The organism is Halomonas maura (assembly GCF_030409305.1).
Lineage (GTDB): Bacteria > Pseudomonadota > Gammaproteobacteria > Pseudomonadales > Halomonadaceae > Halomonas > Halomonas maura.
Genome location: NZ_JAUFPQ010000016.1, coordinates 63,874 through 77,345, shown reverse-complemented (window position 1 = coordinate 77,345; position 13,472 = coordinate 63,874). Strand labels below are relative to the sequence as shown.

The 13,472-nt window shown below is 68.2% G+C and carries 13 protein-coding genes and 2 pseudogenes; 8 read left to right on the top strand and 7 right to left on the bottom strand.

Annotation, left to right across the window (positions count from 1 at the left end; genetic code table 11):
• Positions 1–131 precede the first annotated feature (131 nt).
• From QWY76_RS09590 to QWY76_RS09580, 3 genes are all read left to right on the top strand, one after another.
• A complete protein-coding gene (locus QWY76_RS09590) occupies positions 132–437 on the top strand; it encodes a hypothetical protein (RefSeq protein ID WP_290310945.1) in 306 nt (101 codons plus the stop codon).
• 328 nt (positions 438–765) lie between these two features.
• Positions 766–897: a hypothetical protein gene (locus tag QWY76_RS09585; RefSeq protein ID WP_290310944.1), complete on the top strand. Its 132-nt coding sequence runs from the start codon at positions 766–768 to the stop codon at positions 895–897.
• A complete protein-coding gene (locus QWY76_RS09580; RefSeq protein ID WP_290310943.1) occupies positions 897–1,358 on the top strand; it encodes a thioesterase family protein in 462 nt (153 codons plus the stop codon). The genes QWY76_RS09585 and QWY76_RS09580 overlap by 1 nt, the downstream gene beginning before the upstream one ends.
• Before the next feature lie 225 nt (positions 1,359–1,583).
• On the opposite strand, the gene QWY76_RS09575 is transcribed toward QWY76_RS09580, so the two are convergent.
• Positions 1,584–2,186, bottom strand: coding sequence for a 4-helix bundle domain-containing protein (locus QWY76_RS09575; RefSeq protein WP_290310942.1), 603 nt, complete (start codon positions 2,184–2,186; stop codon positions 1,584–1,586).
• 45 nt (positions 2,187–2,231) lie between these two features.
• Here QWY76_RS09575 and QWY76_RS09570 point away from each other — a divergent pair, with 45 nt between their 5' ends.
• The 4 genes and pseudogenes from QWY76_RS09570 to QWY76_RS09555 all read left to right on the top strand — a co-directional run bounded on the left by QWY76_RS09570 (position 2,232) and on the right by QWY76_RS09555 (position 5,449).
• Positions 2,232–2,843, top strand: coding sequence for a hypothetical protein (locus tag QWY76_RS09570; protein ID WP_290310941.1), 612 nt, complete (start codon positions 2,232–2,234; stop codon positions 2,841–2,843).
• 59 nt (positions 2,844–2,902) lie between these two features.
• Complete coding sequence (locus QWY76_RS09565) at positions 2,903–3,577, top strand: Fe2+-dependent dioxygenase (protein ID WP_290310940.1); 675 nt, start codon at positions 2,903–2,905, stop codon at positions 3,575–3,577.
• 134 nt (positions 3,578–3,711) lie between these two features.
• A pseudogene (locus QWY76_RS09560) lies at positions 3,712–4,008 on the top strand (aldehyde dehydrogenase family protein); the annotation flags it as partial.
• 196 nt (positions 4,009–4,204) lie between these two features.
• Positions 4,205–5,449, top strand: a complete 1,245-nt coding sequence (locus QWY76_RS09555) for an MFS transporter (protein WP_290310939.1) — start codon at positions 4,205–4,207, stop codon at positions 5,447–5,449.
• 9 nt (positions 5,450–5,458) lie between these two features.
• On the opposite strand, the gene QWY76_RS09550 is transcribed toward QWY76_RS09555, so the two are convergent.
• The 6 genes and pseudogenes from QWY76_RS09550 to QWY76_RS09530 all read right to left on the bottom strand — a co-directional run bounded on the left by QWY76_RS09550 (position 5,459) and on the right by QWY76_RS09530 (position 11,354).
• The gene (locus QWY76_RS09550) at positions 5,459–5,821 is read right to left on the bottom strand and encodes a cupin domain-containing protein (protein WP_290310938.1); all 363 of its coding nucleotides are present in this window, start codon (positions 5,819–5,821) and stop codon (positions 5,459–5,461) included.
• Positions 5,822–5,835: 14 nt separating this feature from the next.
• A complete protein-coding gene (locus QWY76_RS09545) occupies positions 5,836–7,155 on the bottom strand; it encodes an NAD(P)/FAD-dependent oxidoreductase (protein ID WP_290310937.1) in 1,320 nt (439 codons plus the stop codon).
• A gap of 113 nt (positions 7,156–7,268) precedes the next feature.
• The gene (locus QWY76_RS09540) at positions 7,269–8,513 is read right to left on the bottom strand and encodes an FAD-dependent oxidoreductase (RefSeq protein ID WP_353960401.1); all 1,245 of its coding nucleotides are present in this window, start codon (positions 8,511–8,513) and stop codon (positions 7,269–7,271) included.
• A pseudogene (locus tag QWY76_RS20095) lies at positions 8,502–8,663 on the bottom strand (rubredoxin); the annotation flags it as partial. The gene QWY76_RS09540 and the pseudogene QWY76_RS20095, both read right to left, overlap by 12 nt.
• Positions 8,664–8,674: 11 nt before the next feature.
• On the bottom strand, positions 8,675–10,117 hold the full coding sequence (locus QWY76_RS09535; RefSeq protein ID WP_290310935.1) for an aldehyde dehydrogenase family protein: 1,443 nt from the start codon (positions 10,115–10,117) through the stop codon (positions 8,675–8,677).
• Positions 10,118–10,163: 46 nt separating this feature from the next.
• On the bottom strand, positions 10,164–11,354 hold the full coding sequence (locus tag QWY76_RS09530) for an aromatic ring-hydroxylating oxygenase subunit alpha (RefSeq protein WP_290310934.1): 1,191 nt from the start codon (positions 11,352–11,354) through the stop codon (positions 10,164–10,166).
• A gap of 356 nt (positions 11,355–11,710) precedes the next feature.
• Here QWY76_RS09530 and QWY76_RS09525 point away from each other — a divergent pair, with 356 nt between their 5' ends.
• On the top strand, positions 11,711–13,402 hold the full coding sequence (locus tag QWY76_RS09525) for a BCCT family transporter (RefSeq protein WP_290310932.1): 1,692 nt from the start codon (positions 11,711–11,713) through the stop codon (positions 13,400–13,402).
• Positions 13,403–13,472: the final 70 nt, after the last annotated feature.

Genomic DNA, 13,472 nt, shown 5'->3' with positions numbered 1-13,472 from the left:
GCCCGCCATGGCCGGGGCGTCTTGCATTGGGCCCGGAGGACAGGGCAAAGCGGGTTCGACCTTGGTCTAACCCCCGACCACCGGTATAATGCGCTGCAACATTGGCGACCGCGAGGAGGGCAACAGCGCCCATGAACACCTCATCCCCCGTGGCCACCCCGCAGCGCAGCCTGCGTCAGTGCCTCTGCGACATGGCCGCCCTGCTCTACCGCGAGGGCCACGTCCTGGAAACCGTCTCGATCCCCGACCGGGGCCTCGACGCCCGGGCGCTCCAGCATCTGGAAGCCGCCGACGGGGACTGGCCCCGCTACCGGCGCATCCTGGAAGGCAGCGGCGCCGCTACCTGCAACGACCAGCAGCGCCTGGTGCTCACCGACCTCGGCCGCGAACTGCTGTTCAGCATGTTCGGCGCCGGCGCGGCGGATAGCTGCGCCTGAGACGATGCCCCACGCGGCGGCCCCGGGGCCGCCGCACGGCCCCTGGCCCTTCCTCACCCGCTACGCGCCTGTCTGCCGGTCAAGACCCTGCTGGAACTCGCTGCCCGCCACGCCGAGACCCGGGCCTTCACCGATCGCCTGCTCGACGAGCTCGAACGGCGCTTCGAAACGGCCTTCACCGGGGACCGGGAATGTGGTGAACTGCCCCCCGAGACCGACCCGGCACGACTGGCCCGGCGCCTGCAGGCCAACATCATCGGCCTGCGCACCTACGCCGAGCGAGGCATCGATCCCGAGTCGCTTCGGCAGCTGGCCGACGACATGGCCGATGATCTGCTCGCCCTGCGCCGATCACCCGGTGGCCAGGCCGGACCACGGCCGCGATGTCTCCCTGGTCGAACGGTTCGACCGGGCCCACAAGCACTGGCCCGAGACCAAGGGCCTCGAGGAGCGCACCTGATGGTTCTACTCGAGACGCGCGTCGCCCCGGAGTGGGTCGACTACAACGGCCATATGAACGATGCCGAATACGCCCGGGTGTTCTCGTTGGGAGTGGAGGCGCTGATGGACGCCATCGGTCTCGACGAGACCGGCCGGCGCCGCCACGGCTACACCATCTTTACCCTGGAGACACATCTCTGCTACCGCCGCGAGGCCCATGAGGGCCAGCCGCTGGCGATCGAGGCGACGGTGCTGGACCGCGATGCCAAGCGCCTGCACGTCTTCTTCGAGATGCGTGACGCCGAGGGCACCCTGCTGGCCACCAGCGAGCAGATGCTGATGGGCATCGACACCGACACCGGGCGGCCCGCGCCCTTCCCCGTGCCCGTCGACGCGGCCATCGGCGAGCTATCGAGCACCGCCCACGACGCCTGGCCGGAGCTCGCCGGACGCCGGATCGGCCTGCCCGCCAGGTTCTGATCATGCCGCCTTTGGCATCTTTGGCGCGGCTTCATGGCCCTGGTTCCCTGTTTCTGCCTCTTCAACGAGCCTCCCCTGCCCCCATCCCTGGGGGCCATGCTTGCCCGGCGTTCGCATGGGGCTGACAACGAGGCGGCAACGAACAGGCCCGACCCGGAGGGCATCCGGATCGGGCCTGTCGACGCGGGTAGTGCCCGCTTCGGCGCCGCTCGCGGCGCCAATGGCTCAGTAGCGGCCGAGCAGCGATTCCAGCTTGAAGGTGCTGGACGACAGCTCACCGTAGCTCATCACCGGGGTCTGGGGCGCCTCGGCGGAGGGCCAGGCCGCCATCGCCTGGTCATAGGCCGCCATCAGCTCCTCGTAGGCCGCCTCGTCGCTGGCCTGGTAGAGTTCGGCCTGCTGCTCGAGTAGCGCCTTGGCGGTCAGCATGAAGCCACGCCCATCCTGGTACTCCGGCACGTTGACGAACTGGCCGTCATCCACGGCTTCCTCGTACTCGTGCACCGCCTGGCGCAGCAGGGCCAGCTGGACGCGGCTCTGGAAGGCCACGTCGTCGCGCAGCTCGCCATCGACGTCCTGCATGGCGGTGTCGATGGCGGCCACGGCGGCCTGGTAGGCATCGGCATGCTCCCCCCACTCGCCGCCCTCGCGGGCCTCATCGACCAGGGCCTGGAGGGTATCCTCGAACGGCGCAACGCCGCGGGTCTCGAAGGCCGTCTCCAGGGGCTCGTAGTGCTCATGGAGGGGATGGCCGAAGTGCGGTTGGGAGGCGGTCTGGGCCCCCTGCTGGTACAGCTCGCGGGCGATGGCCAGGTGGCCCTTCATCATGGCCAGGTTGGTGTAGTAGACACCGGGGTTGCTGGCGTCGATGGCATGGCCGGCTTCACCACCTTCACCACCTTCACCGCCTTCACCGCCTTCACCGCCGGCGGAGGCATTCAGGTAGGCGAATACCGCGAAGGGATCGGCCGCGGCGCTGCCTTCGCCACCTTCACCGCCTTCACCGCCTTCACCGCCTTCACCGCCTTCGTGGTGATGGCCGGCTTCACCGCCCTCGCCACCTTCGTGGTGGCCGGCTTCACCGCCCTCGCCACCTTCACCGCCTTCGTGATGGTGGCCGGCTTCACCGCCCTCGGCGCCTTCACCACCTTCACCACCTTCACCACCTTCGCCACCTTCGCCACCTTCGCCACCTTCGGGATAGTGGCCGGCTTCGCCGCCCTCGGCGCCTTCGCCACCTTCACCGCCATGGTCGGCGCTGGCCAGCAGCAGACTGTCGGATCCCTGGGGGTAGTCGGCCGGTGCATCGGCCTCGGCCCAGCTGGCCGCGCTGGTGCCCAGCAGAACGGAGGCGCCGACACCGACCCAGAGCTTGGTGCGAGTATTGTTAGACATGCAGTCTTCCTTATTTACGGGGTTGCCAGGGCGCTCGGCCACACTGGCCGACTCGGTCAACGGCATAGATTGCCGGCTGCGAAAGTTTAATGCAAACCATTCACAGCCGTTTATAATTGGCAGTCGTTTTCTCGACTGGAGCGCCTACCGTGATCCTTTGTATCGACCAGGTCATTTCGCCGGAGCTGCTCGGGCGGGTACAGGCCACCCTGGCCGACAGCGTCTTTCGGGATGGCCGGGAAACCGCCGGCTGGCATGCCCGCACCGTCAAGCAGAACGAGCAGGCCGACGGCCGACAACCCGAGGTGGTCGCCCTGCGGGAGGAACTGGCCTCGGCACTGCAACGCCACCCGCTGTTCCTGATGGCTGCCCGCCCGCGCCGCATGAAGCCGCTGATGTTCAGCCGCTACCAGGAGGGCATGAGCTACGGCAACCATGTCGATGATGCGGTCATGGCCACTCCCCAGGGCGCCATGCGCACCGACCTGTCGTTCACGCTCTTTCTCAACGACCCGGACAGCTACGAGGGCGGCGAATTGCTGATCGACTCCACCGCCGGGGAGCAGACCTACAAGCTGCCCGCCGGCGCCCTGATCCTCTATCCCTCGTCCACCCTGCATCGGGTCGAGCCCGTCACCGGAGGCGAGCGGCTGGCCGCCGTGGGCTGGGCGCAGAGCCAGGTGCGTGACCCGCAGCAGCGGGAAATTCTCTTCGACCTGGATACCACCCGGCGCCAGGAATTCGAGGCCAACGGCAAGACCCGCACCTTCGACATGCTGTCCAAGAGCCTGGCCAACCTGCTACGCATGTGGGCGGAGGTCTAGCTGTGATCTGCAGCGTCAATCAGCGCACCCTCGGCCGCGGCCAGGGCCCACTGCACGGGGTGCCCCATCTGGGCGAGGAGGCCGACCTCGACCTGGCCAGCGAGCAGGTGATGGCCTGATTCTGCTTCAACGCCGGCCAGATCTGCTCGGCCACCTCCCGGCTGCTGGTACACGAGGCCCTCGACGCCCGTCTGGATGACGCCGACCCCGAGCGAATCCCCGGCGACCCGCTGGACCCGGCCACCGGCCTGGGCCCGCTCGTCAACGCCGCCCAATGCGATCGGGTGCCAGGCCTTCTGGTGGCGGCCGAGATCGAGGGACTCATCCCCACGGCGCCGGCCATCCGACTGCCCGAGCAGGGGCATTTCGTCGCCCCGCGGGTGTTCCGCGACGTGCCGGTCACCAGCCGGCCATGGCGGGAGGGGGTCTAAGCTATTGCCTCGCCTGCCCGTACTGAAGGCATGGCACGATCGGCCGCCGGGGCCAGGGTGGTAACCGACGGCCGAGGCTTGATAGCCTCGGAACTAGTCAGGAAGAATGGCCGCTTTCCTAACCTGCCACTCCTTCGAGCGCTCCTCCCTCGCCGGGTTCTTTCGCTTGAGGACAGGTCCCTGCAAAGGATCATGCATGACCGACCCACGTCGCCTCGTCCCGATCGCCCTCGCCTTCATCGCCTTCGTGTCGCTGGGTCTGCCGGACGGCCTGCTGGGCGTCGCCTGGCCCTCGATGCGCGCCGGTTTCCACCAGCCATTGGACGCCTTGGGCATGCTGCTGGTCGCGATCACGAGCGGCTACATGCTCAGCAGCTTCTTCAGCGGCGCCATCGGCCGACACCTGGGGATCGGGCGTCTGCTCGCCTTCAGTTGCGCGGCCACCGGCCTGTCCCTGCTGGGGCTCACCCTGGTCCCGTCCTGGTGGATGGTGATCTCCATCGGCATGGGCATCGGCCTCGGGGCCGGCGCCATCGATGCCGGCCTGAACACCTATGTCGCCACCCACCACAGCGAACGCCTGATGCAGTGGCTGCATGCCAGCTTCGGCATCGGCGTCACCCTGGGCCCGCTGATCATGACCGCCGGCCTGAACATCACCGACGGCTGGCGAGCCGGCTACTGGGTCGTGGGAGCGGCCCAACTCGCCCTCGGCGTCGGTTTCTTGCTGACCGCCCGACTCTGGGAAGCCCCTCCCGCGGCCCCGAACGCCGTCCCGGCGGAGCCTTCCCTGACCGACGACGCCGGCCATGTCACCGCCACCCACCCCGAGGCGATCACGGCCCAACCGCACCAGACCCACCTCCGGGCGTCCCTCGCCAGCCTCCCGGTGTGGATCGGCACCGGACTCTTCTTCGTCTACTCCGGCCTGGAGCTGACACTGGGCCTCTGGGCCTATTCGCTGTTGACCGAATCCCGCGGCATCGGCGCGGCCAGCGCCGGCCTCTGGGTCGGGATCTACTGGGGCATGTTCACCCTCGGCCGGGTCATGGCCGGCGTCTTCGCCAACCGGCTGGGGCATCATCGGCTGGTCCTGGCCAGCCTCTGGCTGGCGCTGGCGAGCTCCCTCCTCCTGGCCTGGAACCCGGTCGATGGGCGGGGGCTGATTGTCATCGGCCTCATTGGTTTCGCCTTCGCGCCCATCTTCCCCGGCATGGTCTCGGGTACCCGGCAGCGGGTCGGCCCGGAACACCTCGGCAACGCCATGGGCATGCAGATCGCCGCCGCCGGGGTCGGCGCCACTAGCCTGCCGACCCTGGCCGGCATCCTGGCCGACCACTCTTCGCTGGAAGCGATTCCCTGGTTCGTCACCGGCTGCGTCCTGGTGATGGGCGGCCTTTACCGGGCCACACGACGCCCGGCCATCCGACTGGCCGTCTGACGCCCGACGTCAATCCATGCCGTGCAAGGCCTTCCAGTTGCCCGGATACAGGGCATAGCCGAACAGCGCCTGGCCACCGTAGACCAGCTCGGTGCCCTCGGGGATCCACAGCATCTGGCCGGGCGCGATGCGATGGGTTTCGCCGGCGGCGGTGACCTCGAGTTCGCCTTCGATGACGAAGATCACCTCATCATAGAGCACCGTCCAGGCGACTTCGGCGCCCTCCCAGCGGGCGAAGCCAGCGCCCATCGTCTCGCTCAGGGCCGTGTCCACGGTGCGGCCGATCTCGGCGTGGCCAGGCGGCCCGCCGCGATGGCGGAAGGCGGTATCGCGATGGTCGAACTTGATGGCACGAATGGGTGTATCGCTCATGGTGGTAGGTGTCCTTAGAGTTCGCTGCGGCTGGCCCAGGCAGCCTGCCTCATGCGCGTCTTCACGCCGAGGCTCAAAAAGGGCTCCGGCGGATTGAGCGCCGGCTTGCCGGAGACCGCCAGCATGTCGGCCAGCTGACGGGAGTCCTGACCGGTGGCCAGCTCCGCCAGCAGCTTGCCGGAGATGGTGCCCCGGGCCGCTCCGACGCTCTGGTGAACACCGGACATCCAGGCGTTGTCGCCGACCCTGCCGAAGAACGCCGTGTAATTGCGCGACAGCCCGCAGGCGCCGCCCCAGGTCGCCTCGAAGGGCACCTGGGCGAGCTCGGGATAGCGGGCCTCGAAGGACTCGCGATGCCCCTGGCGGATGCGGGTACGCTCGGAGAGGTCGTCGTGATAGCGCGGCACGAAGCGATACTGGTTGCGAATGATCAGCCGCCGATCGGGGGTCAGGCGCACCGTGGTGCCGGCATGATCGGCGGGGGTCAGCCCGAAGTGATGGGGTGCCGCGGAGAACGGCCCCATCTCCTCGTCGGTCAGTGTCCGGGTCATGCTGGCGAAGGTCATCACCGGCAACATGCGATGCCTGAGGAAGCCGAACTCCCGGGAGTAGATGTTGGAGCCCAGCAGCAGATTGGTCGCGCGCACCTCGCCTTCCGGCGTCGTGGCGCACCACTGGCCGTCCAGGCGGGTCAGGTTCACCACCGGCGTATGCTCGTAGAGATCGACGTTGTCCGGCAGCGTCTCGCCCAGGCCGCGCACCAGGGCAGCGGGCTGCATCAAGGCGGTGTTGGCGGTATAGATGGCCGCCGCATAGTGTCGGGTGCCGAGGATCGGTGACAGGTCCTCGCACTCCAGGCGCCGATAGGGATAATCGAACTCCTTGAGAAGCCGCTCGTAGTGGTCGAGGTACTTGAGCCCTCGCTCGCCCACGGCGCCCTGGTACTTGCCGGCGCGCGACCAGCCACAGTCAATGCCGTGGCGCTGGACAAGCGTTTCGAGATCATCCACCGCCCCACGGTTCAGCGCCAGCAGCTTCTGCTTTCGGGCCAGGTCGTCGCCCTCGAGATCGCGCTTGTGAGGCAGGTCGATGACGAAGCCGGTATTGCGCCCGGAGGCGCCCTGCCCGATTCGCAAAGCCTCGAGCAGCACCACGCGTTCGCCAGGGCGAAGCTCGGCAACACGCCGGGCCGCGGCCAGGCCAGTGAAGCCGGCGCCGATCACCAGCCAATCGGCATCGGTGTGCGTATTGAGGCGGTTCGGCGGAGCCGGATCGGACAATAACTGGTACCAGCCGTTGCACTTGTCATCCTGGGGAATGATGGATCGTGTCATTGGGACTCCCGCGCAGGGCGCGACGTCGTCACCGTCTACCGGTGTTATCAGGGATGAGGATGGCGCCGCAGACGGCGCCACCTAGGGCGTGCTCGTTTTTAGTAGGGGGACTCTCAGGCGGCGTGGGACTGGCCGCAGGCCTTTACCCACTCGCTGCGCCGCGCCATGGCCGCCTCCCCCACCAGAGCGAAGCCCAGCAGCCGGCCGCCGGCATCATAGGCACCGGCCTCGATGCCATCGGCCGTCTCCGTGACGCGCCAGTGCGCCTCACCGGAGGGCACCACCACGCAGACCGGCGCCGCCGGCGTCTTGACCATCACCGGCATCACCGGGTAGCTGACCGGGGTCGGGGTGCCCGTGAGGGTCGCCGCCAGGGCGCGCAGGCCGGCGTTGATCGGCGCCAGGTAGGGCAGCAGCCGGCCGTCGATCTCCACGGCATCGCCCAGGGCATAGATGCCCGGGAGCGTGGTCGCGAGATGGTCGTCGACCCGGATGCCGCGACCACAGTCGATTCCGGCCGCGCGGGCGAGCGCGGTGTTGGGCGTCAGGCCCACGGCGCTGACCACCAGGTCCGCCTCGAGCTCGCGGCCGTCGGTCAGGGTCAGCCGGTAGCCGTCCTCCTCGGCGGCGACGCTGGCCACCGAGCGCTCCAGATGCCAGCCCACCCCGAGGTCGGAGAGCGCCTCGCGCAGCACCCGGCTGCCCGCCTCGGGCAGCAGGCCCGGCAGCGGGCGCTCGGCCAGGCCCACCACCTCGACCCGGTGGCCGGCCTGGGCCAGGTCGTTGGCGAACTCGCAGCCGATCAGGCCATCGCCGATGATCACCACCCGCGCGTTGCGCCCGACGGCCTCGAGACGCTGGCGCATGGCGGCATAGTCGGCGCGGTCGTTGACCGACAGCAGCGCCTCATCGTCGCCCGCCACCGGGATGCGGATCGGGCTGGCCCCGGTGGCCAGCACCAGCTGGCCATAGTCCAGCTCGCCGAGCCGCGTGATGACCCGCCCGGCCTCGGCGTCGATGCGCTCCACCGGGCAGAAGGCATGCACCCGGATGTTCAGGCGGCGCTCGATCGACAACGCCGATTCGTCGAGCAGCGCCTCGGCGTTCTTGCCCAGAGCGAAGGCGTTCGACAGCGCCGGCTTGGAGTACAGGCCGCCGTCGTCGGCGGTGACTACGTGGATGTCGCGCTCGGCGTCCCGGGCGCGCACCGCCTCGGCCAGGCCGTATCCAGCATGGCCGCTGCCGATGATCACCAGCGGGCCGGCCGGGAGGGCCGCCTTAGCCGGCGCCGCCACGGCGTCCGCCAGCGGCGTCGATGCCGGTGCGGCCGCGGGGGCGTCATCGGTGATCTCGATCATCTCGAAATCCGCCTTGCCCACGCCGCAGTCGGGGCACAGCCAGTCCTCGGGGACGTCCTCCCAGCGGGTGCCGGGGGCGATGCCGTCGCTCGGCCAGCCCTCGGCCTCGTCGTAGATCAGGCCGCAGATGATGCAGAGCCACTTCTTCATCGATACCTCCTTCACGCGCCCTTGACGCGCACGGCGATGTTGCGGGTCTGGACGTAGCTGTAGAGCGCCTCCTGGCCCTTCTCGCGGCCGAAGCCCGAGAGGCCCACCCCGCCGAAGGGCGTCTCCACGCCGCCGGCGAACCACTCGTTGATGAACACCTGGCCGCCGCGCAGTCGACGCGCGGTGCGCAGGGCCCGGTCGAGGCGGGTGTCGAAGACGCCGGCCACCAGGCCGAACTCGGTGCCGTTGGCGAGCTCGACGGCCTCGTCCTCGCTGTCGAAGGGATGGATCACCAGCACCGGGCCGAAGACCTCCTCCTGGAAGATCTCGCTGTCCACCGAGACGTCGGCGAACAGCGTCGGCTGCATGAAGTAGCCGCTGGTACCCGAGACTCGCTCGCCACCGGACACGCAGGTGGCGCCGGCCTCGATGGCCCGTTGGCACATGGCCTCTACCTGCTCGAGCTGGTCGCGCGAGACCAGTGGGGTCAGGTCCGGATTCTCGACGCCCGGGCCAATGGACAGCCCCTCAGCCAACTCCCGGGCACGGGCAACGACTTCGTCGTAGCGCGAGCGGTGCACCAGCAGGCGCGACATCGCCGAGCAGACCTGGCCGGCGTTGAAGAAGATGCCGGCCTTGACGCTATCGAGGACCTGTTCGATGTCGGCATCGACATGGACGATGGCCGCGGACTTGCCACCCAGCTCCATCACGCTCGGCGTCGCGCGCTCGGCGGCATCGCGCAGGATGCGCTGGCCGGTGGGCACCGAACCGGTGAAGACGATCTGGTTGGCATCCCGATGCCTGACCAGATGGGCGCCGATCACCGAGCCCTTGCCGCACAGCAGGTTGACGGCGCCCTTCGGCAGGCCGGCACGCTCGCAGGCGGTCATCAGGAAGGTCATCGCCAGCGGAGAGATTTCCGGCGACTTGATGACCACGGCGTTGCCGGCGGCCAGGGCCGGCGCCAGGGAGCGGGCACAGATCGACGGCGGGAAGTTCCAGGGCACGATCTGCACCGAGACACCCAGGGGCTCATAGCTGGTGAAGTCGACATAGTCGTCGCCCAGCGGGATCGAGGTGCCCTCGATCTTGTCGGCCATGCCGGCGTAGTACTCGAAGTAGCGGGCGGCCTCCTCGAACTCGCCGCGAGCCACGTCCAGGGACTTGCCATTCTCGCGGCACAGCACCAGGGCGGCCTCCTCGGTGAACGCCTTGATCTCCTCGGCGATCGCCAGCAGCCAGGTGACGCGCTGGGCCGGACGCACCGAGGTCAGCGCCCCCGAGGCCACGCAACGCCGGGCGGCGGCCATGGCGGCGTCGGCATCCTCGAGGCCGGCCTCGGCGATCTCGGCATAGGCCTCGTCGGTGGCCGGGTCGACGACCATCAGCCAGCTGTCGGCGCCCGTCCAGGCGCCGTCGATATAGTTGTAGTAGCGGTCGAGCGTGCTCATTAGGGGGGAAACTCCAGAAGCGATGGTTCGGGCAGGACCCGGGGGATCAGGCGGCCTCGGCATCGCCGCGCACGCGGCGTGCCACCCACTGGTGGAAGAAGTGGGTCGGGTGGTCCAGCACCGGCGAGAAGACGCCGCCCTGGAAGCCCGGGGACCGGCGGCCGCGCTGCATGCCTTCCACGGCACCGATGTCCTCGCCGAACACCACCCGCCAGGACTCCAGGGTGGAGGTGCGGCAGGCCGCATAGGCATCCTGGGTGGCCTCGTCACCGACGTAGTAGACGCGCAGGTGTTCCACGGTCTGCCCGGCGGAGACCGGCTCGAGCATCATGGCGAAGGCGTGGTCGGCCTGGATGCCGAGCAGCACGTTGGGGAAGAAGGACACGTACTCGGCGTGCTCCATCTTGTCCTTCGGCCAGGCGGGGAACTTGGGCAGGCGGGTGCCGGCCACGTCGGAGAGCCGGTAGGCCAGGCTGCCCTGCCCGGAGAAGTGCTCGCCGAACTGGATGTTGTAGTGGTCCTCGAGGCGCGAGTAGGTGTTCAGGCTGGGGTGGACCCAGGGCAGGTGGTAGCTCTCGCAGTAGTTCTCGACCGCCAGCTTCCAGTTGCAGTTGACGGTGATCTCCAGGTTGCCGCCCATGTTGACGCGACGCAGCAGCTCGAAGCCGTCGGCGCCGACGAAGTCACGCCAGCGGTTCTCCAAGGGAGCCACGTGCTCAGCGAAATGGGGCGCCTGGCCGTCGAGGTTGACGAACACCATGTCCATCCATACCGCGCTGCGGATCGGCTTCAGGCCATGCTTCTCGCACTTGAACCCCTCGACCTTGTGCTGGCCGACGCCGCCGATATGCGGCGTGCCACGCAGGTTGCCGTTCAGGTCGTAGGTCCAGGAGTGGTAGGGGCAGCGGATCACACCCTGCACCTCGCCCTCCTCGGCCACCAGCTGCATGCCGCGGTGACTGCAGACGTTATGGAAGACCTGGGTCTCGCCGTCCTTGTTGCGCATCATCAGCAGCGGCAGGCCCATGAAGTCGACCGGCTTGACGTAGCCGTTCTTGACCATGTCGCTGGCGAAGCCGATGCAGGCCCAGGTGCCGGCCATGAGGCGGTCGCGCTCGGCGGCGAAGAAGGCCTCGCTGACGTAGGCGGCGTTGGGCATGCCGGTGGCCTCCTCGATGGGCGCAAGCACGTCATCGAGCTGGCGGGCGGGAATCAGGGATTGGGTCAGGTCGGACATCTTGGCCTCCTCACGGGAAACGGGCGGTTTCTGATCTGTTGTGGCCCTACCGGGGGTCCCGGCTGGTGGAGGCGAGTCTGGGAGCGGCACAGCGTGGCGACAATCGATGATTCGGCATCAACTGATGAGTAAATCTCATCCATTAGACGAATGGATAATTCGAGGATGCTGCGTTACCGTATGCCTCCCTGCATGGCAAGCCGGCGTTATCGATCCCTCTTCGAGTGAGAAAAGCTCATGGATTGATGACAATAAATGCGTTGCTCACCACCCCCCTTCCCCCCAGGCTGCGCAACGGACCCGCGTGGTCCCTTCCCCGACGCCTTACTGATCAATAACAACCCGAGAGTGACGCCATGCGCTCAGAAAGTGGCCTGTTCAAGGGCCTCAACCCCACGGTGACCATCGCCTCGAAGGTCCTGGTCATCGGCTTCGTGATCTTCTGCGCCGTGCTGGCCGAGAAGGCCGGCGCCATCTTCCAGGACGTCTCCACGGCCGTCCTCGACAACGCCAAGTGGTTCTACCTCGGACTGGTCAGCGCCGTGCTGGCCTTCCTGCTCTACCTGATGGTCAGCCGCTTCGGGCATATCCGCCTGGGCAAGGACGACGAGCGTCCCGAGTTCAGCTTCCTGTCATGGGTCAGCATGCTGTTCTCCGGCGGCATGGGCATCGGCCTGATCTTCTGGTCGGTGGCCGAGCCCATGTGGCACTACGCCGACAACCCCTTTACCGAGAACATGAGCGATGCGGCGGCCGGGATGGCCATGCGCCTGACCTTCTTCCACTGGGGCCTGCACCCCTGGGCGATGTTCATCATCGTGGCCCTGGCCCTGGCCTACTTCGCCTATCGCAAGGGCCTGCCCCTGACACTGCGCTCGATCCTCTATCCCTTCATCGGCGAGCGCATCTACGGCCCCATCGGCCATGCCGTCGACATCCTCACCGTGGCGATTACCGCCTTCGGGGTCTCCCAGTCGCTGGGCCTGGGGGTGATCCAGATGAACAGCGGGCTGCATCACGTCTTCGGGGTGACCAACGGCATCGGCGTCCAGCTCGCCATGATCGCGGTGATCACCCTGTTCGCCATCGCCTCGGTGATGTCCGGGGTGGGCCGCGGCATCCGCCGGCTGTCCGAGTGGAACATGCTGCTGTCGATCGCCATCGTGGCCATCGTGCTGGCCATCGGGCCGACGCGCTACATCCTCAACATCCTGCTGCAGAGCACCGGCGACTATGCCGACAACCTGATCGGCATGAGCCTGTGGAGCGATGCCAATGCCGACAGCGGCTGGCAGAACTGGTGGACCGCCTTCTACTGGCCCTGGTGGATGACCTGGGCGCCCTTCGTCGGCATGTTCATCGCCCGCATCTCCCGGGGCCGCACCATTCGCGAGCTGATCGGCGGCGCCCTGCTGGTGCCGACGCTGGTCACCTTCGTGTGGATGGCGGTGTTCGGCGGCAGCGCCCTGTTCGAGGAACAGCAGGCCCGACAGGCCCATGAGCAGGCGGTGGCCGAGGGCACGGTGGCGGCCAATGCCGAGTTCGGCGGCGGCACGGTGCTGGAGGCCACCCGGGAGGACACCACCCTGGCGCTGTTCACCCTCTTCGAGGCCCTGGACCCGGGCACCCTCGGCAGCCTGCTGTCGATCCTGGCGGTGCTGCTGCTGGCGACCTATTTCATCACCTCGGCGGACTCCGGCACCCTGGTGCTGTGTACCCTCGACAGCGTCGGCAGCCCCGAGCCGCCCCAGCCGATCCGCGTGATCTGGGGACTGGTGATCGGCTGCATCGCCGGCGCCCTGCTCTATGCCGGCGGCCTCAAGACGATCCAGACCGCCTCGATCATCGCCGGGCTGCCGATCGCCGTGTTCATCCTGGTGATGACGCTGAGCCTCTACCGCACCCTGCGCCGGGAACCCATGGCCGCCGCGATGCTGCCGCCCCAGGCGCGCCCGGCGGACGCGGAACTGGATCATCACAGTGGCAAGACCGACTCAGCCCCGGCTGGCGGCAGCCGCGCCCCGCGGGAGCCGGTTCTCGAGGCCTGAAACGACACCCTGTTGTCCCGAACGGCCAGGGCCCGGCACACGCCGGGCCCTGGCTCATTGCGCCGGCTAG

Coding starts and splice junctions, on each gene's coding strand:
- QWY76_RS09535 (WP_290310935.1), bottom strand. CDS start 10,117: ATGAGCACGCTCGACCGCTACTACAACTATATCGACGGCGCCTGGACG.
- QWY76_RS09570 (WP_290310941.1), top strand. CDS start 2,232: ATGGCCGGCTTCACCACCTTCACCACCTTCACCGCCTTCACCGCCTTC.
- QWY76_RS09545 (WP_290310937.1), bottom strand. CDS start 7,155: ATGACACGATCCATCATTCCCCAGGATGACAAGTGCAACGGCTGGTAC.
- QWY76_RS09590 (WP_290310945.1), top strand. CDS start 132: ATGAACACCTCATCCCCCGTGGCCACCCCGCAGCGCAGCCTGCGTCAG.
- QWY76_RS09525 (WP_290310932.1), top strand. CDS start 11,711: ATGCGCTCAGAAAGTGGCCTGTTCAAGGGCCTCAACCCCACGGTGACC.
- QWY76_RS09585 (WP_290310944.1), top strand. CDS start 766: ATGATCTGCTCGCCCTGCGCCGATCACCCGGTGGCCAGGCCGGACCAC.
- QWY76_RS09540 (WP_353960401.1), bottom strand. CDS start 8,513: ATGATCGAGATCACCGATGACGCCCCCGCGGCCGCACCGGCATCGACG.
- QWY76_RS09580 (WP_290310943.1), top strand. CDS start 897: ATGGTTCTACTCGAGACGCGCGTCGCCCCGGAGTGGGTCGACTACAAC.
- QWY76_RS09575 (WP_290310942.1), bottom strand. CDS start 2,186: ATGATGAAGGGCCACCTGGCCATCGCCCGCGAGCTGTACCAGCAGGGG.
- QWY76_RS09555 (WP_290310939.1), top strand. CDS start 4,205: ATGACCGACCCACGTCGCCTCGTCCCGATCGCCCTCGCCTTCATCGCC.
- QWY76_RS09550 (WP_290310938.1), bottom strand. CDS start 5,821: ATGAGCGATACACCCATTCGTGCCATCAAGTTCGACCATCGCGATACC.
- QWY76_RS09530 (WP_290310934.1), bottom strand. CDS start 11,354: ATGTCCGACCTGACCCAATCCCTGATTCCCGCCCGCCAGCTCGATGAC.